This window comes from Natronorubrum tibetense GA33, from assembly GCF_000383975.1.
Taxonomy (GTDB): Archaea; Halobacteriota; Halobacteria; order Halobacteriales; family Natrialbaceae; genus Natronorubrum; species Natronorubrum tibetense.
The window spans coordinates 26,535-52,637 of sequence record NZ_KB913020.1; the positions used below are offsets into that span (position 1 = coordinate 26,535).

Annotated in this window: 28 protein-coding genes; 8 read left to right on the forward strand and 20 right to left on the reverse strand. The window is 62.5% G+C overall.

The window, feature by feature from the left end; genetic code table 11:
• Positions 1–42 precede the first annotated feature (42 nt).
• From NATTI_RS0123165 to NATTI_RS0123185, 5 genes are all read right to left on the reverse strand, one after another.
• On the reverse strand, positions 43–1,218 hold the full coding sequence (locus tag NATTI_RS0123165; protein ID WP_006091108.1) for a DegT/DnrJ/EryC1/StrS family aminotransferase: 1,176 nt from the start codon (positions 1,216–1,218) through the stop codon (positions 43–45).
• Between the two features lie 159 nt (positions 1,219–1,377).
• Positions 1,378–1,863 (reverse strand): universal stress protein, encoded by a 486-nt coding sequence (locus NATTI_RS0123170; protein WP_006091107.1) that lies wholly within the window; start codon positions 1,861–1,863, stop codon positions 1,378–1,380.
• Between the two features lie 310 nt (positions 1,864–2,173).
• The gene (locus NATTI_RS0123175) at positions 2,174–2,485 is read right to left on the reverse strand and encodes a DUF7521 family protein (protein ID WP_006091106.1); all 312 of its coding nucleotides are present in this window, start codon (positions 2,483–2,485) and stop codon (positions 2,174–2,176) included.
• The gene (locus NATTI_RS0123180; protein ID WP_006091105.1) at positions 2,482–2,829 is read right to left on the reverse strand and encodes an ArsR/SmtB family transcription factor; all 348 of its coding nucleotides are present in this window, start codon (positions 2,827–2,829) and stop codon (positions 2,482–2,484) included. The genes NATTI_RS0123175 and NATTI_RS0123180 overlap by 4 nt, the downstream gene beginning before the upstream one ends.
• 171 nt (positions 2,830–3,000) lie before the next feature.
• Positions 3,001–3,711 (reverse strand): alpha/beta hydrolase family protein, encoded by a 711-nt coding sequence (locus NATTI_RS0123185; protein WP_006091104.1) that lies wholly within the window; start codon positions 3,709–3,711, stop codon positions 3,001–3,003.
• A gap of 118 nt (positions 3,712–3,829) precedes the next feature.
• Between NATTI_RS0123185 and NATTI_RS26695 the strand changes: the two genes are divergently transcribed.
• Together NATTI_RS26695 and NATTI_RS0123190 are read left to right on the forward strand one after the other, a co-directional pair.
• The gene (locus tag NATTI_RS26695; RefSeq protein WP_162832109.1) at positions 3,830–3,994 is read left to right on the forward strand and encodes a hypothetical protein; all 165 of its coding nucleotides are present in this window, start codon (positions 3,830–3,832) and stop codon (positions 3,992–3,994) included.
• Between the two features lie 110 nt (positions 3,995–4,104).
• Positions 4,105–4,416 (forward strand): hypothetical protein, encoded by a 312-nt coding sequence (locus NATTI_RS0123190; protein WP_006091103.1) that lies wholly within the window; start codon positions 4,105–4,107, stop codon positions 4,414–4,416.
• 15 nt (positions 4,417–4,431) lie between these two features.
• Here the strand turns inward: NATTI_RS0123190 and NATTI_RS0123195 are convergent, their stop codons facing one another.
• The 5 genes from NATTI_RS0123195 to NATTI_RS0123215 all read right to left on the reverse strand — a co-directional run bounded on the left by NATTI_RS0123195 (position 4,432) and on the right by NATTI_RS0123215 (position 10,300).
• Positions 4,432–4,635 (reverse strand): hypothetical protein, encoded by a 204-nt coding sequence (locus NATTI_RS0123195; protein WP_006091102.1) that lies wholly within the window; start codon positions 4,633–4,635, stop codon positions 4,432–4,434.
• Positions 4,636–5,263: 628 nt separating this feature from the next.
• Positions 5,264–6,358 carry a tyrosine-type recombinase/integrase gene (locus NATTI_RS0123200; protein ID WP_006091099.1) on the reverse strand — a complete coding sequence of 365 codons (1,095 nt, stop codon included), beginning with the start codon at positions 6,356–6,358 and terminating at the stop codon, positions 5,264–5,266.
• 409 nt (positions 6,359–6,767) lie between these two features.
• Entirely contained in the window at positions 6,768–7,571 is an 804-nt protein-coding gene (locus tag NATTI_RS0123205) for an ABC transporter ATP-binding protein (RefSeq protein WP_006091098.1), read from the reverse strand.
• Positions 7,572–7,574: 3 nt separating this feature from the next.
• Positions 7,575–9,218 (reverse strand): hypothetical protein, encoded by a 1,644-nt coding sequence (locus NATTI_RS0123210; RefSeq protein ID WP_241434363.1) that lies wholly within the window; start codon positions 9,216–9,218, stop codon positions 7,575–7,577.
• Positions 9,219–9,469: 251 nt separating this feature from the next.
• Positions 9,470–10,300, reverse strand: coding sequence for a DUF4097 family beta strand repeat-containing protein (locus tag NATTI_RS0123215; protein ID WP_049806296.1), 831 nt, complete (start codon positions 10,298–10,300; stop codon positions 9,470–9,472).
• A gap of 288 nt (positions 10,301–10,588) precedes the next feature.
• Between NATTI_RS0123215 and NATTI_RS0123230 the strand changes: the two genes are divergently transcribed.
• A complete protein-coding gene (locus NATTI_RS0123230) occupies positions 10,589–11,734 on the forward strand; it encodes a tyrosine-type recombinase/integrase (protein ID WP_006091095.1) in 1,146 nt (381 codons plus the stop codon).
• Between the two features lie 172 nt (positions 11,735–11,906).
• Here the strand turns inward: NATTI_RS0123230 and NATTI_RS0123235 are convergent, their stop codons facing one another.
• Genes NATTI_RS0123235 through NATTI_RS0123275 form a run of 9 tightly spaced genes read right to left on the reverse strand, consistent with a single transcriptional unit; the run spans position 11,907 to position 20,392 of the window.
• Positions 11,907–13,763, reverse strand: a complete 1,857-nt coding sequence (locus NATTI_RS0123235) for a Na(+)/H(+) antiporter subunit D (RefSeq protein WP_006091094.1) — start codon at positions 13,761–13,763, stop codon at positions 11,907–11,909.
• On the reverse strand, positions 13,760–15,724 hold the full coding sequence (locus NATTI_RS0123240) for a proton-conducting transporter transmembrane domain-containing protein (RefSeq protein WP_006091093.1): 1,965 nt from the start codon (positions 15,722–15,724) through the stop codon (positions 13,760–13,762). The genes NATTI_RS0123235 and NATTI_RS0123240 overlap by 4 nt, the downstream gene beginning before the upstream one ends.
• Positions 15,721–17,328 carry a proton-conducting transporter transmembrane domain-containing protein gene (locus tag NATTI_RS0123245; protein ID WP_006091092.1) on the reverse strand — a complete coding sequence of 536 codons (1,608 nt, stop codon included), beginning with the start codon at positions 17,326–17,328 and terminating at the stop codon, positions 15,721–15,723. Before NATTI_RS0123245 ends, NATTI_RS0123240 begins: the two co-directional genes overlap by 4 nt.
• Entirely contained in the window at positions 17,321–17,701 is a 381-nt protein-coding gene (locus NATTI_RS0123250) for a cation:proton antiporter subunit C (RefSeq protein WP_006091091.1), read from the reverse strand. Before NATTI_RS0123250 ends, NATTI_RS0123245 begins: the two co-directional genes overlap by 8 nt.
• Positions 17,694–18,197: an MnhB domain-containing protein gene (locus tag NATTI_RS0123255; protein ID WP_006091090.1), complete on the reverse strand. Its 504-nt coding sequence runs from the start codon at positions 18,195–18,197 to the stop codon at positions 17,694–17,696. Before NATTI_RS0123255 ends, NATTI_RS0123250 begins: the two co-directional genes overlap by 8 nt.
• On the reverse strand, positions 18,197–18,745 hold the full coding sequence (locus tag NATTI_RS0123260) for a DUF4040 domain-containing protein (RefSeq protein WP_006091089.1): 549 nt from the start codon (positions 18,743–18,745) through the stop codon (positions 18,197–18,199). Before NATTI_RS0123260 ends, NATTI_RS0123255 begins: the two co-directional genes overlap by 1 nt.
• The gene (gene mnhG / locus NATTI_RS0123265; RefSeq protein ID WP_006091088.1) at positions 18,742–19,071 is read right to left on the reverse strand and encodes a monovalent cation/H(+) antiporter subunit G; all 330 of its coding nucleotides are present in this window, start codon (positions 19,069–19,071) and stop codon (positions 18,742–18,744) included. Before mnhG ends, NATTI_RS0123260 begins: the two co-directional genes overlap by 4 nt.
• The gene (locus NATTI_RS0123270) at positions 19,071–19,358 is read right to left on the reverse strand and encodes a cation:proton antiporter (protein ID WP_006091087.1); all 288 of its coding nucleotides are present in this window, start codon (positions 19,356–19,358) and stop codon (positions 19,071–19,073) included. The genes mnhG and NATTI_RS0123270 overlap by 1 nt, the downstream gene beginning before the upstream one ends.
• The gene (locus tag NATTI_RS0123275) at positions 19,355–20,392 is read right to left on the reverse strand and encodes a monovalent cation/H+ antiporter subunit E (protein WP_006091086.1); all 1,038 of its coding nucleotides are present in this window, start codon (positions 20,390–20,392) and stop codon (positions 19,355–19,357) included. The genes NATTI_RS0123270 and NATTI_RS0123275 overlap by 4 nt, the downstream gene beginning before the upstream one ends.
• A gap of 247 nt (positions 20,393–20,639) precedes the next feature.
• Between NATTI_RS0123275 and NATTI_RS0123280 the strand changes: the two genes are divergently transcribed.
• The 5 genes from NATTI_RS0123280 to NATTI_RS0123300 are packed head-to-tail and all read left to right on the forward strand — an operon-like array spanning position 20,640 to position 24,320.
• Complete coding sequence (locus NATTI_RS0123280) at positions 20,640–20,825, forward strand: CbtB domain-containing protein (RefSeq protein ID WP_006091085.1); 186 nt, start codon at positions 20,640–20,642, stop codon at positions 20,823–20,825.
• Between the two features lie 3 nt (positions 20,826–20,828).
• The gene (locus tag NATTI_RS0123285) at positions 20,829–21,596 is read left to right on the forward strand and encodes a CbtA family protein (RefSeq protein ID WP_006091084.1); all 768 of its coding nucleotides are present in this window, start codon (positions 20,829–20,831) and stop codon (positions 21,594–21,596) included.
• A 3-nt stretch (positions 21,597–21,599) separates the two neighbouring features.
• Entirely contained in the window at positions 21,600–21,971 is a 372-nt protein-coding gene (locus NATTI_RS0123290; RefSeq protein WP_006091083.1) for a (2Fe-2S) ferredoxin domain-containing protein, read from the forward strand.
• Positions 21,972–22,029: 58 nt separating this feature from the next.
• On the forward strand, positions 22,030–23,697 hold the full coding sequence (locus NATTI_RS0123295; protein ID WP_019992206.1) for a class I adenylate-forming enzyme family protein: 1,668 nt from the start codon (positions 22,030–22,032) through the stop codon (positions 23,695–23,697).
• A gap of 41 nt (positions 23,698–23,738) precedes the next feature.
• Positions 23,739–24,320 carry a MaoC family dehydratase gene (locus tag NATTI_RS0123300; protein WP_027119288.1) on the forward strand — a complete coding sequence of 194 codons (582 nt, stop codon included), beginning with the start codon at positions 23,739–23,741 and terminating at the stop codon, positions 24,318–24,320.
• A 303-nt stretch (positions 24,321–24,623) separates the two neighbouring features.
• On the opposite strand, the gene NATTI_RS0123305 is transcribed toward NATTI_RS0123300, so the two are convergent.
• A complete protein-coding gene (locus tag NATTI_RS0123305) occupies positions 24,624–25,907 on the reverse strand; it encodes a Cdc6/Cdc18 family protein (RefSeq protein WP_006091080.1) in 1,284 nt (427 codons plus the stop codon).
• Positions 25,908–26,103: the final 196 nt, after the last annotated feature.

Below are 26,103 nucleotides of genomic sequence, written 5' to 3' on the forward strand. Positions count from 1 at the left end.
GACGTTCGATAGATTTTACCGACTTCTCCAGGTCCGAAAATATCAGTTTTGTATTGTGTTCGACTGGCCTGCACCCGTAGCCCTGTCACCCTCGACACCGGCTCTAACGCCAGCCGTGATCCGTTCGACCTCATCGTCGCGTAGTCCTGGGTGGATCGGAAGGGAGAGTACGCGACCCGCGATTTCCTCGGTGACGGGAAGCACACTCGGTTCGTAGCCGTACTCGTCACGGTACGCTTGCGTCAGGTGAACACCCGGATCCCAGTACACCTTCGACGCAATTCCTCGTCTGGTTAGGGCGTCGATAACGGCGTCTCTGTCGACTGTATCGTCGAGCGTGACCGTATACAGCTGATAGACGTGCCGTCCGCGGCCGCCAGCAGTGTGGGGTTCGACGCCCTCGATAGCAGCCAGTCCGTCGGTCAAGCGTGACGCCACGCGTCGGCGATTCGCGATGTGTTCGTCGACTTTCTCGAGTTGCGCACAGCCGATACTCGCCACGAGGTCCGACATTCGAACGTTCGTTCCGACGCCCGTGTACTCGCCACTGCCGGGCGAGTCGAAGTACTCCGACGACGCGCGACCGTGCGAACGGTAGCGCTCGAGGCGGCGCGCGAGGTCGTCGTCGTCGGTAACGATGGCCCCACCCTCTCCCGTCGGCAGGATCTTGTTCTGGCAGAAACTGAGGATCGCCGAGTCGCCGATCGTTCCCAGCGTGCGGCCGTAATAATCGGCACCGAACGATTCTGCGACATCCTCGATCAATGGGACGCCCGCCTCCGCGGCGATCGTTTCGAGGGCACCGATATCACAGGCGGCACCGTAAGGATGGATCGGGAGAATCGCCGCGGTGTCGTCGGTTACCCGCGCCTCGACGCGTTCGGGATCGAGACCGTACGTCTCCCGCTCGATGTCAGCGAACACCGGCGTGGCACCGACGAGTCGAACGGCGTTCGCGGTCGCGATGAAGGTAAACGAGGGGACGATCACCTCGTCTCCCTCGCCGATACCGTATGCCGCCAGCGCGGCGACCAGAGCGGATGTTCCCGAGTTGACGGTCACCGCGTGTTCGACTCCCAGATACCCCTCGAGTCCGTCCTCGAACTCCTCGATGTACGGCCCGTTTGCCCAGTAGGAACCCCGCGTGATCGAGTCGACGGCGTTCGCGACATCGTCTTGGTCCCACGGGATTTCGAACAACGGAATCTCGTCACTCATCGAGCGGCGATTCGCGGGACTCCCGATTAAGTAGCCGTCCGCTACCGACGGGGAATGCGGCCGTTTTGACGCTTGCAGTTTCCTGCACAGTCGTTATCAGTGCGGTCGTCTCGAATCGTCTCGAAGTTCGAGAGAGATTCCAGCGATTCGCGATCCCCGTTACGCGTCCGGGACTGGCACGACGACGACCGGGAGCGACGCCGTCTCGAGCAGTTTTCTCACGGTCGATCCGACCGACGACGACTCGGCGGTGAGTCCGTCGTGAGCGGCGATCAGTATCTCGTCCGCACCGACGGCGGACGCGGTCTCGAGGAGCGATCGCGCTGGCTCGTCATGGGTCCGTAGCTCCGTCTGGACGTCACCGAGTGCAGCTAATCTGACGGGAGCGACATTCAACGCCTCCTGTGCGTCCCGCCGTGCCGTCGCGTCGTCCGCCGGTGTGGTGGCGACGACCGTGACGCCGTCGTCGCTCGTCGCGCGCTCGTCGAGGTAGTCACAGATCGCCGCCGTCGTGTGTACGGATGTCGTGAAGACGAGATAATGCATATCGAACGCTTCGGTGGTGGCATCAAGAAGGTATGGTACCTGCTCCTCGAGCGTGATCGGCTGGATATTGACCGGTTCGACCCGCCGGATCCGGGGCACCGCCGAGGATTTTCCGACCCAGAAAACACGCTCGTACCACTATTATATCGTACTCGAAAGGGGAGGGTGGGAGAACCCCTCCTCCGAACGGCGTGTGTCCAAAACCGACCACTCCCGCGGTATCTCTCCGCTGACGAACTGTCGCTCCGACGGACGGCCGCTTTCGACCCCGCGGCCGTCCCCACGGTATCGCCGACGAGGCTGTCCCCGCCTCCGCTTCGGCCCGATGAACACGATGCTGTCTCGTGTTGCAGCCAGTGCCTTTTGTCGCCAGTAGAACCCGTGTCCGAACGCCCGTATGCGTCGCCGACTAGTGGTGACCGTACAGCGAGTACATGATCGCGACCAGTCCGAGAAGTCGACTCACGTTCTCGAGAAATACCGTGACGACCTGTCCCGGGCTGGCAACCGTCGTGACCGTGACGTTGATCAGGAACGGACAGAGCGTCAGGAGGAGCAATCCAGCGGCGAGATAGAGCATCGACCCCGCGTCGTTGCGACGATACCCTCGGTAGGCCTGGTAGGCGATAACCGTCCCAAACAGCGCGACGAGAAAGAGACTCGCCACGGTCAGGAGTTCGAACAGGGGTGCTTCGTCAATCCGGACGACGTCCTGGCTCATCGCATCCCCTCCCATAGACGGGTGAACTTGTCGGCGACATCTTCCTCGCGATACGTTACCTCGAGTTCGAACGAGCCGTCCTCGAGAGAGAGCTCGAGGTGTTCGAGGTTCGCGCTGTAGACGCTGTAGTGGTTTCCGTCGGGTGCGAGCTCCGTCTCTTCAGTAACGAGCTGGCACTCCTCGAGGCGGTCGAGTCGACGATAGATCGTCGGTAGGGACGCATCACACCGGTCACTCAGGGTACTGGCAGACATGGGTTCGATGCTCGTATGGGTGAGGATCTTGCGTGCGTACTCGTCGTCGAGCACCGCGAGCACTGTCGATAGATCGGTGTCCTCACTCACTGCTAACTGTTCGTTCTGGCATTGCTATGAAAAACGGTCCGGTTTTTCTGACCGAGAGAATCCGCCCTCGGGGCCAATCGATGGTGATTCGGGACTGATGTCGATACTGAAAAATCGGCTCGAGCGTGCGAGGAAAATGGTATACCGGTATATGGTTTACTGTGGGGGCGATCACTGCGTCTCGAGCCAGTGAAACGTCCGCTCGAGCAGCCGTTCTTCTGCTTCGGACGAAAACAGGTGCCCCTCCGTCGCGAACGTCTCGAGGAGGACATCGGTCTCGAGTTGCGCAGCCGCCTCGAAGCTGTGAGCCACGTCGACGGAATCGTCCTGCGAACCGTGAAAGATCGCGACCGGAACGTCGAGCGTGGGTTCGACGGTGTCGAAGCCATACTGTGCGAAATCCTCGAAAAAGCGACGATCGATACTGTCCCCGGTCTCGAATCGGCACTCGCCGTCGCGATCGACCGCCGTCCGGTACTCGTCGAAGACGCGGTTGTACGTCACGGGCGCTCGGGTGACGACTGCCTCGACTCGGTCGTCACGCACGGCGGCGTGGAACGCAACCTTGCCGCCGAAACTCGAGCCGAAGAGCGCGTAGGACGGTGGATCGAACCGATCGACGACGGCAGCCAGGTCCGCAAGCTTCGAACTGAGCGTCTGCTCGACGAACGCGCCGTCGGACTCGCCACAGCCGCGAAAGTCGAACCGGACGGCGTTGTACCCCCGTTTGACCGCTCGACGACAGCGTCGCTCGTAGCTCCCTGATTTGTCGCTCAGAAAGCCGTGGCAGAAGATCAGCCAGTCGTTTCCGGGTGCCTCGTGGTGGACGGCAGCGACGGACTCGCCGTCGTCGACTGGGATCCGATGGTCCGTTTCGGCCATTGTGCGTCCCCATGAGACTCGCGACCGTAGGCGTTGTCGTTTGTGGCCGATCACGAACCCGACTGCGGCTTCCATCGCTGGCACAGCGTTTACGCACCGGCGCGGAGATTTCCCCGGTATGACCCGCACGACCTACCGATGTACCTGCGGCGCGCTGTTGAAATTCGCGCAGGATCTCGAGAAAGAGTCCAGAATCGCGACGCGGAGCTGGAAATGCACGGACTGCGGGACGCCCGTACCGGGACAGATCGCCGAGAAGGTCCGCCACCAGCATCCGTCCTGACTACCAACGACGCTCCGGACGGCGAACTATGGGGGCACAAGTTCGATGCGTCACCCTACGGCATCGCAAGCATCGGGAATATATCTCGGAGGGGACATCCAGCGCACACGATGGATCGTAACCGCAGGCGCACGCTCGAACTGACGGGACTCGCCGCAGTCGGCTCGATAACCCTGCTCGCCGGGTGTAGCGACGAGGGTCCAGGTGACGAGGAGTCGGACGGCGGTGAACCGGATGAGAACGGCGGCGACACGGAGAACGGTGACGACGCGGAGAACGGTGACGATGCTGCAAACGGTGAAAACGGCGACGACGAGCAGGCCGAGCATCCCGACGAAGTCGGTAACGAGGGCGATGCCGGTGCCGATGACGCGGCGGAGCCAACGGGCGGCGCTCCCGACGAGGACGACGACGATACCTGAGTGCGTCGGCGGCCGTTACTGACGGTCGCACTCGAGTTCGAGCCGTCGGTATCGGGCGTATCGCCACTGCACGTATCCGTAGTACACCAGCGAGAGACCGGTGAGCACGCCCAGTGCAATGGTCGAGACCAGTAACGCGACCAGCGGTTCGGTCGTCGCCTCGAGCGGACGGTGTGCGAATTGCTCGAGCGCCCGCTGTTGGCTCCTCGAAAGACCCACCACGAAGACGTACCAGGCGAACGAGAGCGTGCTCGCGGCCCAGAGCGTGAGACAGGTCGCGGAAACGAGCCACCCTCGTCGCTGGAGCGGCGTGTCACCTACTCGGAGACCACCTCGATCGAACGGCGATAGTCGGCTTCTGAATGTTCATCAGCGGCGGGGCTCCTGACCGCCTTTGCGTGAACACGAACGACCGAATCGGTATCCCTCGTAGCCTGTATTTGGCCGCGAGTTATACCGGCAGCCGGTCGACTCGCGGCGTGGAATCTGTCGACTCCGGCGAAGAGGGGAGAGGCGAACTCGAGGGCAGACCCGTGAACAGGTAGTTGTACCGGCAAGTCGTATCGCGCAGGTATGACCGACGAGCAACGTCAGAGCGACGGCGGTCCGGATCGGTCGGAAACTGCTGAGCGGGATCGACTGGCACCGCCCGGTTCGCCAGGCGGAGCCGCGGCCGCGTCTTCCGTACTGTGGGGTGTCGTCGCGTTCCTTCACTTGGAATCAATCGCTATTGGTTTGTTAGTGTTCCTGGCAGTTCTCACGTCACTCGAAGCGATAGCTGGGTTCGTGAGCGAACGTACCGACTGAAAACGGACCGTATCCGAGCGGGGAACACCCGAACGGACAATCACTCGCTGTCGAACACTTCGGTATTGTCCGCACCCAACTCGCTGGCTTCGATGTGGGAGTACATCGTCGACGTCGTCTTCGGATCGGCGTGGCGAAGCGTTCGCTGGGCTCGCTGAGCCCCGTGTTCCCTGTACAGCGTTTCACCGACCCCCCGTCGAGCGCCGTGGAGGGTCAGGTACTCGCCGTCCTCGAGTCCGGGTACGTTGGCTTCGTCCGACAGTCGTTTCAACAGCGTTCGCGTCCCTGAGGTGCTCATCGACGGCGGTTCGATCGCGTTCTCGAGAACGAACGCCCATGGGTCGGCGTCGGGGACATCGTGGCCTGCGTCCCGGATACGTTCGTACAACGACGGCGGGTGTCTCGAGGGGAACACCGGCCACGATTCGGCGGGCGGATCGACGAGCGAGCGAAGCCGGCGAAGCGGATCGATCGTCTGGCCCGTCAGTCCGACCTCCTCCCGGTCCTGACTCTTGCCGAAGACCTGGATCACCCCGTTCTCGAGATCAACGTCGGACCACCGCAGGCCGTTTCGGCGGTCGTGACGCGAATCGGCCACCACTTCCGAGCCGCGGACGCCCGTGTACGCGAGGACGGTGATCAGTGCGCGGTCACGAACCGCTTCGAAAGCGTCGGCACCGCGTTCATCGATCGCCGCTCGAGCGCGTTCATCGACGTACTCGACGAGAACCGCTCGCTGTTCGGGGTGCCAGAACTGCTGGTCCCCGCTGTTGGTCGTCGCTGCCGGAAGCGGTTTCCTCGCCTCGCGTTTTTCGGCAGGGTTCTCCCCGAGGACGCCAACTTCGACGGATCTGGCCAACAGCGCCGACACGTAGTTGTAGTACGTTTGCGCAGTCGAGGCGCTAATCGCATCGGCGTGCACCCGACGCTTGAGGTGTGACGCGTAGTTCCGCATCGTCAATGGTGACACCTCCTCGAGCGTGTCGACATCCCGGTCGCCACACCAGTCGATCCAGTTCTCGAGGCTATACTCGAGGTTCTGTGCGTAGTTGCCGTCGCGTTCGGCGACGAACTCGGCTGTCGCGTTCTCGAGGGACGTTTCATCGGATGACCCCCCGGATTCGGTATCTGCCATCGACTCGGCTTCGTGGACGGCGGCGACCCTCCTAAATCCACCGTACATTATTGGGCTAATGTACTGTGTACTCGCAAACCAAGTCGAATGACGGTATCAGTGCCTGAATGGGCAATATACGAAGATATTGGCCTGATTGTCGAAGTACGTAAATTCTATAGTGGTATATCAATTCACCATCGTTTTGGAAGTCGGAGCCGTGGAATCTCCTCGGTGATTTTCATCGGGGAACTATCTAGTCGAGCGTTTGAGATGCGATAGATTACAGTGAGTAGCGGTCATGGCACTCACAAACCTGCTCAAAGGGTTCACAGAATTTTTGGCTAGTTGCTCGAGGTGAAGTTATCTGTCTGCGGTAAATCCCACAGTTCTGGTAACCGAACGCCGAGAGTACTGGCAGCCCGACGAGTCACTCGGACTCCGGGTCCGTCGTTACGTCGAGAAACACTGCTTCGAGCGTCGATTCGTCACCGGATTCCATCCGATCGACGAGCACGTCGGGCGCACCTTCTTCGACGAGTCGTCCCTCGTAGAGAATCCCTACCTCGGTTGCGATTCGTTCGACCACTGGCAGGATGTGTGTCGACAGAAAAACGGTCGTTCCGTTTGCCGCGAGCTCGCTCAGCACCTCACGAACGGTTCGTCTGGCGTGCGGATCGAGCCCACCCGTCGGCTCGTCCAAGAAAACGACGTCCGGTTCGTGCAGAATGGCCTGAATCAGGCCGGTCTTCTTGCGCATCCCCTTCGAGTAAGTCACGATCCGATCGTCGGCATCGTCGGCGAGTTCGAAGCGGTCGAGCAACGTTTCGATGCGGACGTCGAGTTCGTCCGGGCTCATATCTCGTAGTCCGCCGTGGTACTCGAGTTGTTCGCGAGCCGTGAACTCCTCGTGTATCGGCGGTGATTCGGGCAGGTATCCGATGTGGTCGACGACCGCTTCCCGGTCGGTGATCGGCGCTCCGGCGACGTGACCGGTTCCGGTGGTCGGTGGCAGCAACGACGTCAGCATCCGGATCGTCGTCGTTTTGCCCGCGCCGTTGGGTCCGAGGAAGCCGTACACCGTGCCGGACTCGATCTCGAGAGTCAGGTCGTCGACGGCCGTCTTCGCGCCGTACTGTTTCGTCAATCCGTCCGTGGCGACAGCGAGTTGACCGCGCCGCTCGGGATCGATCGACCGTGCCTTTGCGTTCGTGTCGTTCGTGCTGTCTGTCATGGATTAGCCTCGTCTGATTCGGTACCGACGATATCGCTCGATAGCGATTCGGGACGCCGCTTTCGAGACGCCAGCAGCGACGAGTATCGTGGCGAAGAGCGCACCGAGTCGAACGGCGCCGGTCGACAGACCGAGTACTGCGAGCCGTTCGTACACTGGCGGAGAGTTCCCCAGAAAGGCTGGCAGTCCCACGATCGACACGATCGCGAAGACCCCCCCCCCGAGCCTGAGGAACGGAACCAGCCCCATTTCGGTATACACCGGAACGTCGGTGAAGAAAAACGGAGCGGGAACGAACTCGTTGCGCTCAACACCGGTTCCGATCGCAACGCCGACCGAGGCGGTAGCCGCGCAGATGGCGATACCGACGAGGACGAGCAGGATCGTCTCCGCGATACCGACGGGAGCCACGAGTCCGAGCGGGAAGACGACTGCCGTGACGACGACGACCCCGACAGAAAGCGCAGCCAGGAGGTAGCCGCCGACGAACTGTCGTCCACCGACGGTGGTCAACAGCATCGGCAGGCTGCGGTACTCGATCCCGAACGGATCGGTCCCGAAGGCGATGCCAGCCGCGAGTCCAAGTGATATCGTCAGGAACAACAGCAGCCCGTTCGGCCCCCCGGCGATACTGAACGTCGGGAGGAGGACCAGCGCTGCAAACAGGAGTACGTACCCCGTCGACAGCAGCCCTCGTGGAACGCGTCGTTCCATGAGCCAGCGCTCTCGAGCGATGGTACGGACGGGCCGCGAGACGTAGTCTCCGAGAAGGCGATCGAGCCAGCCGTCCGCAGTAAGTGTGCGTGAGCCGTGAGAGCCGCTCGAACTGGCCGGTTCGGACTCCCAGATCCGACGGGCGACCGCGACGGTTACGGCTACGGCGGGCGGCACCGCGAGGACGACGAGTCCGAGTGCACCCAGCCCACGATGGGTCTCGATAGCCGGCAGGTCACCTGCACCGAGGAGCGCGAGGTCGACGAACCACGCGAGCGGTTGTGACTCGAGAGCGGAGCGCAGCGGAGCGACCGACAGCGACGCCTCCTGAAGCAACAACCATCCGGCGAGTAGCGGCACCCAGCCGAACACGACGAGCAAGTCCCTGTACAACCCTCCCCGGGTTAGCCGCGTTCCAACGAGATAGACGGCGAGCCTGGCCGCAACGCCGACGGCGACGGCGAGAGCCGTGACGCCGACGGTCGCCGCTACGATCGTCACCGCGACCGCCGGCGACCGGAGCCCGAACGCGGCCCCGACTCCGACGCCGACCGTTGGCAGGGCGATCACCGCGACTACTCGGGCATAGACGAACAGGAGTACTCCCGTGGCGGCGGCTCGGGTCGGAACGGTAGTGAGAAGCATGTCGGGGGCCAGGCGCTCGAATCGCATGTGCGTCAGTGTCGCACTCCGCCACACCAACCAGCCGAACACCACGACGACGAGAATCCAGAGGGCCTCGAGCGGCATCGCCCGCTCGGAAGCGAGGTCCCGGCCGGCCGAGTAGGCCAGCATTCCCGAGACCACCGTAACGATCAGTAACACGCCGCGAACGATTCCCGGTCCGATTCCCTGCCGACCGAACTCACGGCGGTAGCGCCGCCGTTCGGCACGGGCAATCGCGAGACTCTGCTGGAGCCACCGTGGTGTCATCATGACTCGGTAAACGCACTCGATTGCTCGTCGTTCCCCCGACGTGAACGGTTCGGCCAAACGAGTAACTGACCGCGTCTTGGCCGAGTCGTCCCTTCAGGAGTCCGCCGCCGTCGTTTCATCTTCGAGCGAGCGTGCAATGTAGTAGTTACAGTCAAAAAATCAATCTATATTACTAAATATATTTTGATTTGCACACTCAATCGACAGCTATCGACCGTGAACGGCCCCGGTACCCACCGGGACGATCACTATTCCCGGCCCGTCACCGTCACGTCTCCCGTTTCCGTCGAAACCTCGAGTCGCGTCGCTCCGTCACCGACGACGGCTTCGATCAACGAATCGCCGGCCATCTCCGGGAGGTCTTCCACGTCGGTGACTGTAATCTCGCCCGTCTCGGTCGTGATCTCGAGCGTCAGATCGAGTTCGTCGGGAACGCGCAGATCGATCGAACCCGTCGACGACTCGATGGTCGCGTCGTCGTCGATCCCGGATAGAGCGACGTCCACGTCGCCGGTGTCAGTCACGAGTCGGTCGATCGACGCGGGATCTTCGACGACGAGATCGCCGGTCTCCGTCGCGGCCGAAACGATCCCCTCGACGGCCGTTGCACTCACAGCTCCCGTTTCGGAGGTTACCTGGAGGTTCCCCACGACGTCGTTCACGTCGAGATCTCCCGCCCGCGATTCGATCCGTCGCACCTCGAGTCGGTCGGGAACGGCGACCGAGAGGTCGAGCACCGGATCGGGTCGGAGCCCGAAGACGGTCCGCGCGTCGTCTCGGTCGACCGAAATATCGAGAACACCGTCATCGATCGTCGTCGACAGCCCGATCGACTCGAGATCGTCGCGGCTGACGGCCGCTTTCTGGCCCTCGATGTCGATCGCGTCCGTCGGTGCCGAGTGAACGTCGATATCGCTGAGCGTCGTCGAGATCGTTACCGCCCGCAGTTCCTCCGTGGTGTGCGTCTTCGTCACCGTCCGCTCGACGTCTCGGCTCCTCGAGAGACAGCCGGCAACGCCACAGAGGACCCCACCGGCGGCGCCGGCCAGCACGGAGCGCCGTGACGCCTGGCGTGTCATATGGTGACGTACGTCGCCAGCGGCCATAATGGCGACCGTCACGACGAGCGAGAGTCCGTTCGAAACGACAGTTCGTTCGATTGCTCTCGTTTCTTTCCGGGGGCGTGAGACCGAAACACAGATTTAGGATGGTGGACCAGTACCGTACGAACAGATGATTCGCGGCGTCGATTCCACCGGCTGCGCTCGCCGTGTCCTCGGCAACCGCGAGCGAACGGCGTCCCGAAACGGTATGAAGCAGGTACAAACCTCGTATATCGAGCCGTCCGTCGAACGGGTGATCGAACCGTGAGCAACGCCGACGGCGTCACCGTCGTCGACGCGGTCGACGCCTACCTCCAACGGAAGGCCGTCGGCGACCCCGACGGTTCCGGTGCCGGAACCTACGCGTCGAACGCCGAGTCGATCCTGCGGCGCTGGGCCGACTGGCTCGAGACCGAACACGGCGTTGTTTCGCTATTTTCCCTCGAGACCGAACAGATGCGGGCCTACGCCGTCGAGTTGCGATCCCGAGCCGACCGCGGCGAGTACGCGGCGTCGACCGCCGGTACCTACTACGCGGTCGTCCGAGCGTTTCTCTCGTGGTGCGTCCACGGCGGTATTCTGGAATCGAATCCGGGCGCGGCCGACGCCGCCGAGTCCGCCCTTCCCTCCGGAGACGATCGATCCACCGACGAGTTCTGGACGGCCGCACAGCGCCGACGCCTCCGGACGCACGTCCGAGAACGCGCACTCGAGGCCTCGGCGGACGAACTCGATCGGGACGAACGGCGCAGCCGACTGCGGGAGTACGCGATGGTTGCCCTCCTGGCCCACTCCGGGGTACGCGGCTCCGAACTGTTTCGCGTCCCCGACGACGAACGTCGCACGGGAGCGACCTGGGACGACGTCGACTTCTATACGGGAACGATCCGCGTGCTCGGGAAATCGCAGCGGCTCGAGGACGTGCCGCTGCCGGCACCCGCCCGGACGCCGCTGCGACGCTACCGGGTCGTTCTCGATCCCCCGTCGAACGACTGGCCGCTGTTTCCGACGCGCCACGCGCCCTCGATCGCTCGCCGCGTCAGGGACGTACTGGAGGATCGAGGCCACACCGAGTCCGAAACCGACGCGTTGCTCGCGGGGACGACGGCGACCCGACTCGCTCGCGAGCGCTCGATCGCGCCGCCGACGATCACCACCGAAGGTGCCCGATCGGTCCTGAAACGGCTCTGTGAGGATGCGAACGTCGATATCGACGGCGACTACCTGACCCCACGGGGAGTCCGGGAGACATGCGACAACGACAGCGACCAGTACAGACGCGAAGCGACGACATCGAAGCCCGCACTCCGTGTGTCAGTCCTCGAGCGAACGATCGCCGTCCCGGAATCACCGCCCTCGATCATCGACGTCGGCTCGAGCGACCGTGATGAACAGCCAGAACAGGACTGAAGCGATATCGAAACTCAGGTTGGTTCAGTTTTCCGGAAAAACAACCGTTCGACGAGGTATTTGAGACGTGTGTGATCTCTCGAGCGTCGGCCGTCGACCGTTGACTGACGGTTCTCGAGGGGTCGGATCGATTCGGACGCAGACGAAAACAGGAACTCGATCGAGGCAGACCTCAGCTGATGAGCAGCCAGAGGACGACCGTGAGCACGATCGTGAGCAACAGGACGGTGGTGCCGATGCTGGTCCGCAGGTGGATCGTCGACGGACGACCGCCGTCCGCCGGACGCCGCTCCTCGGCCTCGACCATCGGTAGCCGCCGGGCGGCCGCATCGACCGCCAGCACGGGATTGTTGCCGACCCAGTAGCAGCGCTTGACGAAGCCGACGACCGCGTTGTCGACCGCAGCGTACGTTCCCGTTGTCGCTCGCATCGTTCCGCGACCGACGTGATAGGAGACGGGGTTGACGATCAGCGCCGGGTCGGAGTAGTCGATCTTCGAGAGGGGCTTACGGATGAGTTTGAAGCCGACGGCCGAAATGGCGATCAGGATGGCTGCGTCCATCAGGTGGCCCGTACTGTATGGGGTCAGCGTCTGGCCCTCGCCGCCGGGGCCGAGGAACTCCGTCCCGTCGATCAGCGGGAGCAGGTCGGTGAAGACCGGCCAGCCGACCGCCGGCAACCCGAGGACGACACACGCGCCGCCGACGGAGAGCATCGCCGTGATCTGACCCGGCTTGGCGTCTCTGACCTGTCGGTCGCTTTCGCCGTGGAAGAAGACGTAGAAGCCGAGCTTGATAAAGGAGAGGAAGGTCCCGATCGCCCCGATAAAGAGCAGCCAGTACAGCGCCTGATACTCGGATCCGCCGTAGTAGCCCGGATCGGCGGCGTCGAGCACCATCCCCTTGCTGATGAAGCCGCTGAAGCCGGGGACGGCGGTAATCGAGAGCGCACCGATGAAAAAGGCGATGGCGGTCAACGGCATCTCCCGCCAGAGCCCACCGAGCTTGTAGAGGTCGTTCTCCCGCGTGCGGTAGATGACGACCCCGACGGCCATGAACAGCAGGCTCTTGTAGAGCACGTTGTTAAACAGGTGCCCCATCGCGCCGGCGGCGCCGATCGTGGTCCCGATACCGATCCCGGCCACCATGTAGCCCAGCTGGGCCTGGATGTGGTAGGACAGCAGCGCACGCATGTCGTGTTGAAGCAGCGCGAAGACGACGCCGTAGACGGCCATCAGCCCGCCCATGTAGGCGAGGTAGATGTTGCCCTCCGGAACCGCACGCAGGAGGACGTACGCGCTCGTTTTCGTGGTAAAGGCCGCGAGGAACACCGACGCGGCGAAGTGCGGACGCGGGTAGGTGTCCGGCAGCCAGGTGTGGAAGCCGACGAACGCGACGTTGACGCCGATCCCGAGGATCGCGAGCAACATCGGTAGCCCCTCGGCGAATCCGCCGGCGAGCAAGGCGTTCGGGTAGTCCACGCCCTCGCCGAAGACGAAGGTTCCGACCTGGGCGTAGTGGGCGATCACCGCGAACAGCACGAGGCTGCCGCCGATACCGTGGGCAAGTGCGTACCGATAGCCCGCGCGGACGGCGTCGCCGCCGTAGTGCCAGACCAAGACGGTGCTCGTCAGCGCCATGATCTCCCACATGAAGACGAGGACGAGCCAGTCGCCCGCGAAGGCGGCACCGAGCGCGCTCGCGACGTACGCCAGCGCGAACGCGGCCATCGTTTTGGTGGCTTCACTCGAGTACGCGTAGATCACGGCGAACGTACCGAGGAAGCCCAGCGCGATCCCCATCATTCGGGTGAACTCGTCGATGTAGAACGGCCGGATATCGGAAAATCCGAGGAAGGTTCCGGTCAGATGAGCTCCGTCTGGAGCGAATGCGGCGATAGCCACCACGGCCGCGAGGCTGAGCGCGCCGATCGCGAAGCCGAGGATTCGCGGCAGGACGAGCACGAGCAGGGCCGCCGCGAAGACGATCAGCGGCGGGTACGCCATCGTTAGCAGGTCTGCTTCGATCATTCGTCGATCACCTCCATGGCCTCCTCAAGGGAAAGGCCGTGCAGTTCGTCGAAGGAGTCGACGCCGAAGACGCCCTCGACGATGTACATCGCGAGGTCGAGGAAGACGGCGTAGTCGGGGATCACGCCGAGCGTGACCGCGCCGACCGCGATGACGCTGATCGGGAAGATCATGAGCCACGTGCTCTCGGTGAACGGCGAGTGGCGTTCCCAACCGCCGGCCGGCGGCCCACCGTGGTGATGGTCACCGTGGTCGTGATGGTCCTCAGCGTGGTCGTCGTGGGTCTCTGCATCCTCTGGAACGGTGTGGTCGCTCGGGTACTTGTCGACAGCATATTCGGGCTCTTCTTCGTCGTCAACCGTCTCCGGCGTGCCAGCGCCTTTGGCTTCGGTTTCGTCGTCCCGCTCGTCCGCGGGCTGTGGCTGGCCGCTTTCGGGTTTCTCGTCGGACCGGTCGCCGCCATCGGTCGCGACCGCCGCGTCGTCGTCGAAGTACGACTCGCGTTTGCCACCCGGTGGGAACTCGAGCAGCGGTTTCGCGTCGTGGCGATCCTCGCTCTCGAAGAAGGCCGTGTAGACGACCGGCCAGAGGTAGGCGATGTTGAGAATACCGGAGACGATCAGCGCGGTGGCGAAGAGCCAGTAGCCCCCGCCGACCGAACCGGAGCCGATCAGCATGTAGAACTTGCTGACGAAGCCGGCGATCAGCGGCATGCCGGCCATCCCAGCTGCGCCGATGGCGAACGCAGACATCGTCAGCGGCATTCGCTTTCCGATGCCGGCCATCTCGCTGACGTAGTCGGTGTGGGTCTCGACGTGGACCGCCCCTGCACAGAAGAACAGGGTGAGCTTCCCGAACGCGTGGGCGGGGATGTGGAACAGTGCCCCGAGGATCGCGAGGGGATGGAGCATCGAGAGCCCCAGTACGATGTAAGACAGCTGTGCCGTCGTCGAGAACGCAAGCCGACGTTTCAGGTGGTCCTTTCGCAGCGCGATGATACTCGCCGCAGTAAGCGTGAACGCGGCCAGTATCGCGACCGGGATATTCAGCCCCACTTCCCCGACCCCGGGGACGTTCAACGGGAGGTCGTGGATGAGTCCCGGACCGAAGACCTCGAGGATGACCCGTGCTACCCCGAACGCGCCGGATTTGACGACAGCCACCGCGTGGAGCAGTCCCGAAACCGGCGTCGGCGCGACCATCGCGTCGGCCAGCCAGGAGTGAAGCGGCATCACCGCGGCCTTGACGCCGAAGCCGGCGATCAGCAGGTAAAAGGCGGCCTGCGCGAAGACGGGATCGACCTGTGCGGCCTCAGCGAGCGCCGCCATCCCACCCGCTTCGAACGCGAGCGGGTCCTCGGCACCGACGCCCGTATTGAGCCAGTAGACCAGCACGGTCCCGGCGAGCAGGAAGACCCCGCCGCCGAAGAACGTGTACGCGAGGTACTTCCGCCCCGCGATTCGGGCCTCGTTGTCCTCGTTATGAGCGACCAGCGGGTAGGTGACGAGGCTCAGCAGCTCGTAGAAGAGGAAGATCGTCACCAGATTGCCGGAGAAGGCGATGCCGATCGCCGTCGAGAGACTGGCTGCGAAGGAAGCGAAGAAACGCGTCTGTGCGTGCTCGTCGAGCCCGCGCATGTAGCCCGCTGCGTAAAAGGAGGTGAAGATCCAGAGGAAACTCGCGAGCAAGGCGAACAGCAGTCCCAGCGGATCGGCGCGCAACACGAAGTCGATTCCCGCGAGGAACTCGACGCCGAGCGAGTCCGCGAGACTCCACTCGTAGACGGTGCCGTCCATCACACCGGGGAGCATACTGAGGATAATTCCGAACTTCGCCAGTGCGGCGACGACCGACCAGCTCTCGCGGACGTTCGGGTAGCGATACGACGCGATGATCAGACACATCGCGAGCGCCGAAACGAGGACGGCGGCTAACGGACGTGGGTCTGCAACTTCAGTCATTCAGTAAACACCTCCGATGTAAACGGCTCGAGCCACTCGAAAAAGGCACCACCGGCAAAGCCGAGCAAGACGGCGGAAACGGCGATGACGACGAGGATTCCGAGCATGCCGACCGAGACCGCGTCGGGGGATCCTCGGCGGATCGAATCGCGATCGAGGGCCGTGGCGCCGTCGTGTTCGGTGTCGGCACCGGTATCAGTTCCGCCGTCCGCAGCGACCCGGCCCGGCGGATGGGGCGATTCGACCGGTGTCGCCGGGGTAAAGTACATCTTCTCGAGCAACCGGGCCGAGTAGGCCAGCGTGAGCATGGTGCTGAGGAAGATGACGACGGCGACGGGCCAGACCTCGGCTTCGACCGCGCCGACGGCGATATACCACTTGCCGATGAAGCCGGCCGACGGCGGAATACCGATCAGCGCGATCAACAGGATTGCGATCGAACCGGCGGTGAACGGTCTGTGTTCGGCGAGACCGGCGTACTCGTCGACGGTACGGGCGCCGTAGCCGAGGGCGACGATGCCGGCGGCGACGAACAGCCCGGCCTTGATGACGCCGTGACCGATCAGGTGGATCACCGCGCCGACGAACGCCGTCTGCGTGACGAGGCCGTAGGCCGCGACGATGAGACCGAACTGCGCGACCGAAGAGTAGGCGAACATGCGCTTGACATCACGCTGAATCACGGCGAGCGTACTCCCGGCGAGGACGCTCACGCAGCCGACCGTGACGACAATCTCGGTCAGATACGGCGTCGCGGTGAGGAATTCGGGCCCGAACACGTTGTACATGATGCGCCCGAGCGCGTACGCCGAAACCGTCGAGACGAGCGCTGCGATTACCGGGGTCACGCCGTCGGGAGCGTGCTGGTAGGCGTCAGGCTGCCAGGTGTGGAGGGGCCACTGGGCCACCTTCAGCGCGAAGCCGATGAAGATGAAGGCGAAGGCCGCACGGAGCAACGTCAGATCACTGCCGCCCTCCTCCGCGACCAGCGGAATCGCCTCGCCCAGAACTTGCATGTTCAGGGCACCGGTCGCCATGAAGAGGAAGCCGACGCCGATGAGGTACAGCGACGCCCCCATCGTGCCGAGGATGAGGTATTTCAGGGCCGCAACCGCGGACTCAGGACCGTCGCCAGCGGCGATCATGGCGTAGGTCGCCAGGCCGACGATCTCGAGGAAGACGAACATGTTGAAGACGTCGCCGGTCAGCGAGAGTCCGAGCAGGCCGCCGATGAGCAGCAGGTAGCCGGTGTAGAACGTGTTCCCGCGCGGCCCGCCTACGCGCGTGTACGCGAGGACGCCTGCGGCGGTGACGGTGACGAGCAGGGCGATCAACACGGAGAACTCGTCGGCGACGAGTTCGATGCCGACGCCTTGCGGGCGGTCTTCCGTTTCGCCCCAGCCGCCGAGGACGTGGACGACGCGGCCGGTCTCGTAGACGGCGGCCGCGAGGTAGACCGTAGCCGCGGTCAGCGCGGTGGTCGTCAGCGCGGCGACGGACCAGCCCGTGCGCTCGAACCGGAGTCCGAGGACGATCGGTACGGCCGCCAGCAGGATCGGGACCGCGACCAGCAGGGCCGGCAACATCTCGACGAGGCTACTCATCGGCACGCACCTCCCGAAGGGTATCCTCGCGGAGGGTCCCGTACTCCGCGTAGATGCGGACGATCAGCGCCAACCCGACGGCCGTCAGTGCGATGCCGACGACAATCGCGGTCAGCACGATGACGTGTGGAAGCGGACTCGCCATGAGGCCGGGATCGCTTCCGTCCGACGGAACGATCGGCGCCTTCCCGCCCTCGACGTAGGCGACCGCGACAAAAAACAGGAAGATCGCGGTCTGGAAGAGGTTGACGCCGATCAGCTTCTTTACGAGATTCTCGTTGGCGATGATCATGTAGATCCCGATGCCCATCAGAACGAACATCAGCGCGTAGGCGTAGCGCGTCGTGAGGACGTCGAGTGCACCCTCAATCATCGTCGCTTACCCCCTCGAGCGGCTCGTCTTCGCGTCTGTTGCGTTCGGGCGTAAAGCCCGCGGCCGTCGCGAAGAACAGCGTGATGACGACGCCGGCGACGATCAGCGCGACGCCGCCGACCTCGATGGCTTCCATCCCCCAGTAGTGAGCGATACCGAACGTCTCGCTGAAGGCGTCGTACTCGAGGAAGCTCCCCCCGAGAGCCATCGTTGCGAGACCGGTCGCGATGAAGATGGTGACGCCGCCGGTGACGAGACCGACGACGAAGGAGTTCTTCAGCCACTGGCGGGTGGGTTCGATCCCGAAGGCGAAGGCGAGCATGAGCACGGTGACGCCAATAATCGCGCCGCCCTGGAAGCTGCCGCCGGGCGTGTCGGCCCCGTGGAGACTCATGAACATGCCGTAGGTGAGCGTAAACGGTGCGATGATCTTGACCGTCGTCATGATCACCTGACTCTCGGTGTACGTATCGTCGTAGGAGTCGGTCTGAGACATTAGGTGAACACCTCCCGTTTGAGAACGAGGAGAACGGCGACACCGGCGGCGAAGACGACGACCGCCTCGCCGAAGGTGTCGAACCCACGGTAGGAGGCCAACACCGCGCTAACCGCGTTCTGTGCGCCGGTGTCGGCGTACGTTTCCTGCAGGTAGTACAGCGAGGGCGTCTGCTCGAGCACGCCACCGCCCCAGATCGGCGCGTCTTCGGTGCCAACCGCGTACATATCCGGGAGCAGCGTCAGCGTCACGAGGACGAACGCGCCCACGGCGACGACGGCGGGCACGCTCACTCGTTCGAACAGCTGATCGGTCGGCGGACGACTCGTCCGCGCGATAGTCAGGAGGAGCAGAATTGTCGTCACGCCGGCGCCGATCGCGGCCTCGGTCATCGCGACGTCGGGCGCGAGCAAGTACGTGTAGAGAATCGCCATGCCAAGGCTGTAAGCCCCGAAGACGACGATCGCCGAGAGAACGTCACGGAACAGGGCCGTAGCGATTGCGGTCAACAGGATGAACACGGCGAGGGTGAGGGCGAACGGGCTCATTTGGACTCACCCTCCTCCTCCGATTCTTTCGTCCACGGTTCGATGCCAGTTTCGGCAGCCGAACGGGCGATCGCGTGGGCCGCGGTCGGGTTCGTGATGAAGACAAAAAACAGCAGTAAGACGGTGTACACCGTCGCGTGCTGCCAGCCGAGCGCGAGCGCGACGGCCGCAAGCGCGAGCCCCGCACCGAGCGTGTCGGCCTGAGATGCGGTGTGTGCGCGCGCGTAGACGTCGGGCAGTCGAAGCACGCCCATCGCCGAGACGAACGTAAAGAACAGTCCGAAGGCGATGAGAACGATAATCGCCCAGAACCGGATCGATTCCATCACAGCACACCACCTCGCTCGACGGTGAACTTCGAGATAGCGACCGCCATCAGGAAGTTGAGCAGGGCGTAGATCAACGCGATATCGAGGAACCACGGCTCGTCGAGCCCTGCTGCGAGCAGGGCCAGGATGACGACCGTGTTCGTCCCGAGAACGTTGACGGCGAGCAGTCGATCCTGCGTGGTCGGCCCCGCAACGGCGCGGTAGAACATCATGATTGCGAGAACGACGAACAGCGCCGCCGCGCCGAGGAAGATCTCCTCGATCGTCACGCCGCTCGGAATCACTGCTCGTCACCTCCGAGGACCTCGGTATCCCCGCGCTCGCGGGGCGTCGCGATTGCGGCCGCCTCTCGGCCGTGGAAAACGAACCTGACGGCGCGCTCGAGCGAGCCGTCGAAGAGGTCCTCACGGGCCGACGGGATCAGCGTGTGGACGATCAGCCGTTGATCGTCGCCACGGACCACGAGCGTCCCCGGCGTAAGCGTGATGCTGTTCGCGAGCGCGAGCAGCGGAAGTCCACCCCTGACGCGGGCGTTGAGACGGGCCATCGTGGGATCGATCGGCAGGGACGGCCGCAAGATCACGATCGAAATCGCGAGATTGGCCTTGACAATCTCCCAGATGAGATAGGGAACGTAGAACGCGAATCGAACGGTTCGGATCGGCGACTGGAGCCGATCGAGCGGGAACGTGAACGTGATGTGAGCCAGCGAGACAGAGACGATCCCGGCGACGGCCGCGCCCGTCACGAGGTCGAACCAGTAGGTCGGATCCCCGAGGATCAGATAGAAGCCATAAGAGATCCAGAACAGCGCGAACAGTCGATCGAAGCGTTCGGTACCGTCGCCGACCAGTCGCTCGTGGCGCGCCGGTCGTTCGACCGGTGCCTCGTCGTACGCCAACCCGACCGCATCGAGTTCGCGTTCGATCGACTGGAGCAACTGGGCCGTCGCTCCCGGCTGATACTCCGGGTCGAGCACGACCAGATCGAGATCGTGTTCGCGCGCGTAGTCGTCGAACACACTGGCAAAGTCTCGAGGACCGAAAAGATACTCGTCGGTACCGAGCAGCGTCGTCTCGACCGTGACCGACGCACTGCCGGCGTCCTCTCGAACCCAGTTGGCCGCTTTCGAGAGGAGTTCTTCGGCTGCCTCGGTCTCCTGTTGGCCCTCGATCAGGTCCGCTTCGTGGGGTAACGCAACCACCAGATGGATCTCGAGTTCGTCGGCCCGTTCGAGACCGGACTGAACCGTATAGGCGACCGTTTGCCGGACGGTCACCGTGTCCGACAGCGGTACGAGTACTCGTTCAACCGCCACGGCACGTCCCTCCTCGTGACCGTCGATAGATATTCATGTCACTCGTTGTTAGTCGAGTCAAGCGGTAGCCGTAGGAAAACGATTTCGTTATCCGCCAGACGAACTGACGGTTCAGCGAATTGTATCCGGCGAATCGTGACAACACGATTTGTTTTTTGCCGTATCGACATCGTCGCTCGAGAGCGGACCGGCCGTCCGACCGATACTTTTACAATCATATTTGCTCTACTCCAATCTGACTTTCACCATGGAGACGAACGATACCGTCCACAGTCGATTCGAAACCGCCCGCACAGAACTAACGGCGCTGCAGGTTGAGACCGGGCTTCTGTTCGCCGCGGCAATCGCCTTTACGCTGATCTTTCTGCAGGAACCGCTCGCTCACGACGCGATGCACAACTTCCGACACGGCGCAGGGATCGTCTGTCACTGATCGATGATCTACGACTATCTTCAGCGCGGCGTCCTCGCAGGCGTCGTCGCCGGGCTCGCGTACGGGCTGTACGTGGCTGTCGTTGCGAACCCGCTCAGCGAATATCTTCACGACGCCGGTCACGGACACGGCGACCACGGGCACGACGATCACAGCCACGAGCACGGCCACGCACACGAGCACGCAGAACACGCCGTCTCCGAAACGACGACCGCGCTCGTGAGTATCGGCAGCGGTGTCCTCTGGGCGATTTTCCTCGGCGGACTGTTCGCCATCGCGTTGTACTTCCTCGAGCCGGCACTCCCCGGCCCCGACGGCGTGAAAGCATACGTTCTCGCCGGAGCCGGCTTCGTAACTGTCTCGGCAACGCCATGGCTCGTGCTCCCGCCCGCAGCTCCGGGGGCCGAACAGCTGTACACCATTGACATGCGGCTGGCCATCTACGTGGGTCTCGTCGCCCTCGGCGCGATCGTCTCCGCTACAGCGATTCTCGCGTATAGGCGTACAGCACCACGACAGCCAGCACTCAGGGTTGTGGCCGCTGCAGTACCGATTGTCGCTGTCGCCGCCGTTCTGCCGCTGGCCACGCCGACGATCGTTACCCACCCCGAGCTGTCCGGCGATCTCGTTTCGGCGTACCAGGCGCTGGCCGTCCTGAGCCAGGCCGCGGTCTGGGCGCTGCTCGCTGGGTCGTTCAACGCCCTTCGACGGCGTGCCGAACCGTCTGCAGATGCTAGCGACTCGCACGAAGCCCTGACGGCCAGCCCATAACCAATGCAGAACCGAACCGAAAAACAACGCGACCGACTCGCCGCACAGGTATTCGTCTGTACGAACGATCGCGACTCGGAGTACGCCTGCTGTGCAGACGTCGGCGGTCAGAAGACCCTCGAGGCCATCAAATCGTGGCTCCGCGAGCGCAACGCGTTCTGGAGTCCGATTTCGGTGACCGAAACCGGCTGTCTGGGCCTCTGCAGTGAGGAGGGAACGGCGATCGCGATCCAGCCGCGAAACAGGTGGTACTCCGATATTCAACCCGAAGACGTCCCCGAACTCCTCGAGCGCGAGTTCGGCCCGAACGGAGACCGTGTCGGCGACGAGTTCAGCGAGGATGCCGGCGACGGCGAGCACGCAGCCGACGAGTGAGAAACGGTCACACGACACAACGATTTTGTCTTCCGGTTCCGACTGGTTGCGTACGAGAATGCTCGCCTGGCCGGACGAAACCCTCTACGAAGGCGTGGCGTCGGTCGCGACGGACCGGCCGGACCGGGCGGCCGTGGTCTTTCGAGGAACTACCTGGAGCTACGCGAATTTGGTCGCGGAGAGCCGCGCGCTCGCCCACGGGCTCGCCGATTTGGGCGTCTCGTCGGGCGACGTCGTCGCCGTCTGGCTCGGGAACCGACCCGAGTGGACCGTCTGTCAGCTCGCGACATCGTTCCTCGGCGCGGCGATGGTCGCCGTCAACACCCGCTATCGGACCCACGAACTCGAGTACATGCTCTCCGATTCGGCAGCGAGCGTACTTCTCACCGAAGCGTCGCTGCTCGGCCGAAACTACCATGGGATGCTCGAGACCGCCGTTCCCGAAATTGCGACGCAATCGCCCGACTCGTTCGCTCCCGACTCGATTCCCTCTCTCGAAGCGGTCGTCAGCCTCGACTCCGATACCGAATTGCCAGCACTGCGCGGCTACGAGAGCGTACTCGAGACGGGACGTGATCGGCTGGAAGATGAGCAACGGGACGACGGACGAAACTCGCTCGAGCCGGTGTCCGATCCGACCGCGCCGGCGGCGGTCTTCTACACCAGCGGCACGACGAGCGATCCGAAGGGCTGTCTGCAGTCGAGTCGATCGCTGCTGAACCACTCCGCACACGTCGCGGAGCATCTGGGCATCACCGACGAGGATGTCGGCGTCACGACGCTCCCGTTCTGCGGTATCTGGGGGTACAACACCCTGTTCAGCCACCTCGCGTCCGGCGCGACGCTCGTCACGCAGACCCACTTCGATCCCGAGACGACCCTCGAACTGGTCGACGAGTACGACGCGACCTCGCTCACCGGACTCGGCGTGATGTTCGAACGGCTGCTCGAGTACGAGTCCTTCGCGCGGTCGCGCGTGGAGACGATCGAACGCGGGGTAGTCGGCTTTATCAGCAAGGGATACGACGAGACGCTGTTCGAACGGATCGAAGAGGCGTTCGGGTTTCCGGTCGTCCAGCCCTACGGGCTCTCGGAGGCCAACAGCCAGATCTTCGTCGGCGATCCAGCCGACGCGATGGAGCGACGAAAGCGCGTCGGCGGGCCGCCGATCCATCCGGCGATCGACGCGACGATCGTCGACCCCGAAACTCGGGCGGAGCTACCGACCGGTGAGGAAGGCGAACTCGCCCTCCGGGGCTACCTGCTCGCGGACGGTTATTTGGGGAAACCCGAGGCGACTGCAGCGGCGTTCGACGAGTCAGGATGGTTCTACACCGGCGATCTCGCGACCGTGGACGACGACGGCTACGTTTACTACCGCTCGAGACTCGACGACGCGCTTCGAACGCGGGGCTTTCTCGTCGCGCCTCGAGAGATCGGGGCCGCCGTCGAGGACCACCCCGGCGTTCGGTCCTGCGAAGTCGTCGGCGCGCCCCACCCTCGTCACGGAGACGTGCCGGTTGCGTTCGTTATCGCAGCCGATGACAAAGGTAACAACGTGTCCGCAGCGGCTCTCGAGTCGTTCCTCGACGACAGAGTGGCCGACTACAAGGTCCCCGCGGCGTTCGAGTTCGTCGACGAGTTCCCGACGACTGAAGGGCCAAACGGCGAGAAGGTACAGAAAGCGCTATTGCGCGGTCAGGTGCAGGATCGATTCACCGAGTGAGACAGATGACCGAGACTCCAGATACGGACGAGACAGACGACATGGACGACACGGACGAAACACAAAACGCAGACGACGGGGCGAGCGACAAACGCCTCGTATCGGGCTGGCACGGCCGCTACTACGAGGACTTCGAGGTCGGCGACATCTACAAACACCCCTTTGGACGCACCGTCACCGAGACGGACAACGTCTGGCTGACGAACGTCACGATGAACCTCAACCCGATGCACTTCAACGAGGCCTACGCCGCCGAGACGGAGTTCGGCGAACGCCTCGTCGACGGCACCTTCGTCATCGCGCTCGCGGTCGGGATGAGCGTCATCGACATCTCCGTGAACGCAACCGCGAACCTCGGCTACGACAATATTCGACATCACGCACCCGTCTTCCACGGCGATACCATCTACGCCGAGAGCGAGGTGCTGAGCAAACGGGAACTCGAGTCCCGCGACCACGTCGGCATCGTCGAGACCGAACTCCGGGCGTACAACCAGGACGGCGAGCACGTGTTGAGCTTAGAGCGCACGCCGATGGTGTTGAAACGCGAGCACGCCGAGCCGTCGGCCGCGACGCCGCCGGGGTGGCTCGAGGGGGTCGGGACGCAGCCGGAGGACTGTTAATACGCATTATTAGTAGTGATTTCAGTCACCTCGCGTTCGAGAGAGAAAACGGCACACCCCTCATTTTCAGTGAAAACAAACGACCATCGACGACTCAGGGCAACACAATAGTGACGGATGTGTGAAACTGATCGAGGATAATCTATACCATCTTTTCTAGTCGAAACATATTCGAGAACAGCTGTTCTCCGATAATCGGAGAATCCTTGATTAGATGCTCGTCTCCCTATAGAAACGAATCGGCACACCCCTCGTTTTCAGTGAAAGAGTAGTCGGAATCCCTTTGGTGTCGATGAAGAGTACCTACGACACTGACTCGGACAGTTTGTTTAAAACATCGCGCTGGGTTTCCGAGGAGTTGACACAGGCAGACATGACGATGTCCGGGTCGTGAAGGAGACGATGAATTCGATAACTCCCTTCACTTTTTCCACCACCTGTATGCCTGCTCTCCGTAATTTCGGGAAGAGTCCACTTTTTCATCAGATCGAGAATGCGCTGATGAGTAAGAGATTCGCCGGTGGCGATTTCAGCGACGATGCAGTACACATCATACAGTTCACCAGTCGAGAAGGAATCCGTCGAGCGCGTCTTAGTTAGATATGCTAATGCGTAGAGTGCGTATCTGGAATGGGGCGTCCCGTTCTTAATAATCTGGACCGATCGGTTCAGATCGCTGTACTCGTCAGCTTCACGCACATGCTCTTCGGTGACCCGTTTGCGGTCGTCTTTCTCTGCGAGTTTCCCGGCAGATCGAAGAATATCGAGCGCGCGACGGGCATCACCGTGATCGCGGGCAGCGAGCGCGGCGGTTAGTTCGATTACGCCATCTTCGAGAACACCGTCTCTGAACGCATCGATCCGACGCTCGAGGATCGCCTGCAGTTGATTCGCATCGTACGGAGGAAAAATGATCGGATCATCCTGAAAGCTTGAAGCAACGCGTTCATCGGGCGCATCGGAATAGTCTGTCTTGTTGCTGATTGCGATGACTGAAATGTAACATCCCGTCTTCCCCGCTTCCTCCGATCGAGAGAGTTTCGAGAGAATTTCGTCGGTATCGTCGCCGAGTTTGTCGATTTCGTCGAGGATCACGATCAAAGAATCGGACTTGTGAAGCAGTCCGTCACCGCCCCAGAGCGCGTCGTAGTACCGACTCGTCCCAACACCTTCTTTCGGAATGTACCTATCTGGATCGATTACGTTACGGACTTCGAACGCCATCTTTCGCGCTGCTCGTGTCTCGGTATTGTACTGGTCACAGTCGACATAGGCCGCCGTCAGAGTCGTTCCCTGCATTTGTGCAATGCCTCGAGCACGGCCAGTGACGTGTTTCGCAACGAGCGATTTTCCAGTTCCGGTCTTCCCAAAAAGAAAGCCGCTCTCCGGAGGGTTGCCGAATGCAGCCGGTTTCAACAACGTTTCCACGGTTTCGATCTCCCGGTCGCGACCAACGATCCGGTCTTTTTGTGGAACATGTTGTGGTCGAAGCAGTTCTCGGCGGCGAAAAATAGACGTAGTTTCGTCCGTCATCGGATCATCTTGAAGATCCTCGATAGACGGAGTCGGAATCGGATCGTTACCCATTACCAGAATGATTTCAACCATCTATAATAAATGTGTCGGACCACATTTTCAGTGAAAGTTGGGAAAGTTTGTGCCATGGACACTATACAGAGACTACAGATGATCGATAACCGATTACCCCACCCCTCATTTTCAGTGAAACAAGATCGCATTCGATTCAAATACGGAATGAGTATTGGGTGATATGTGATATTGA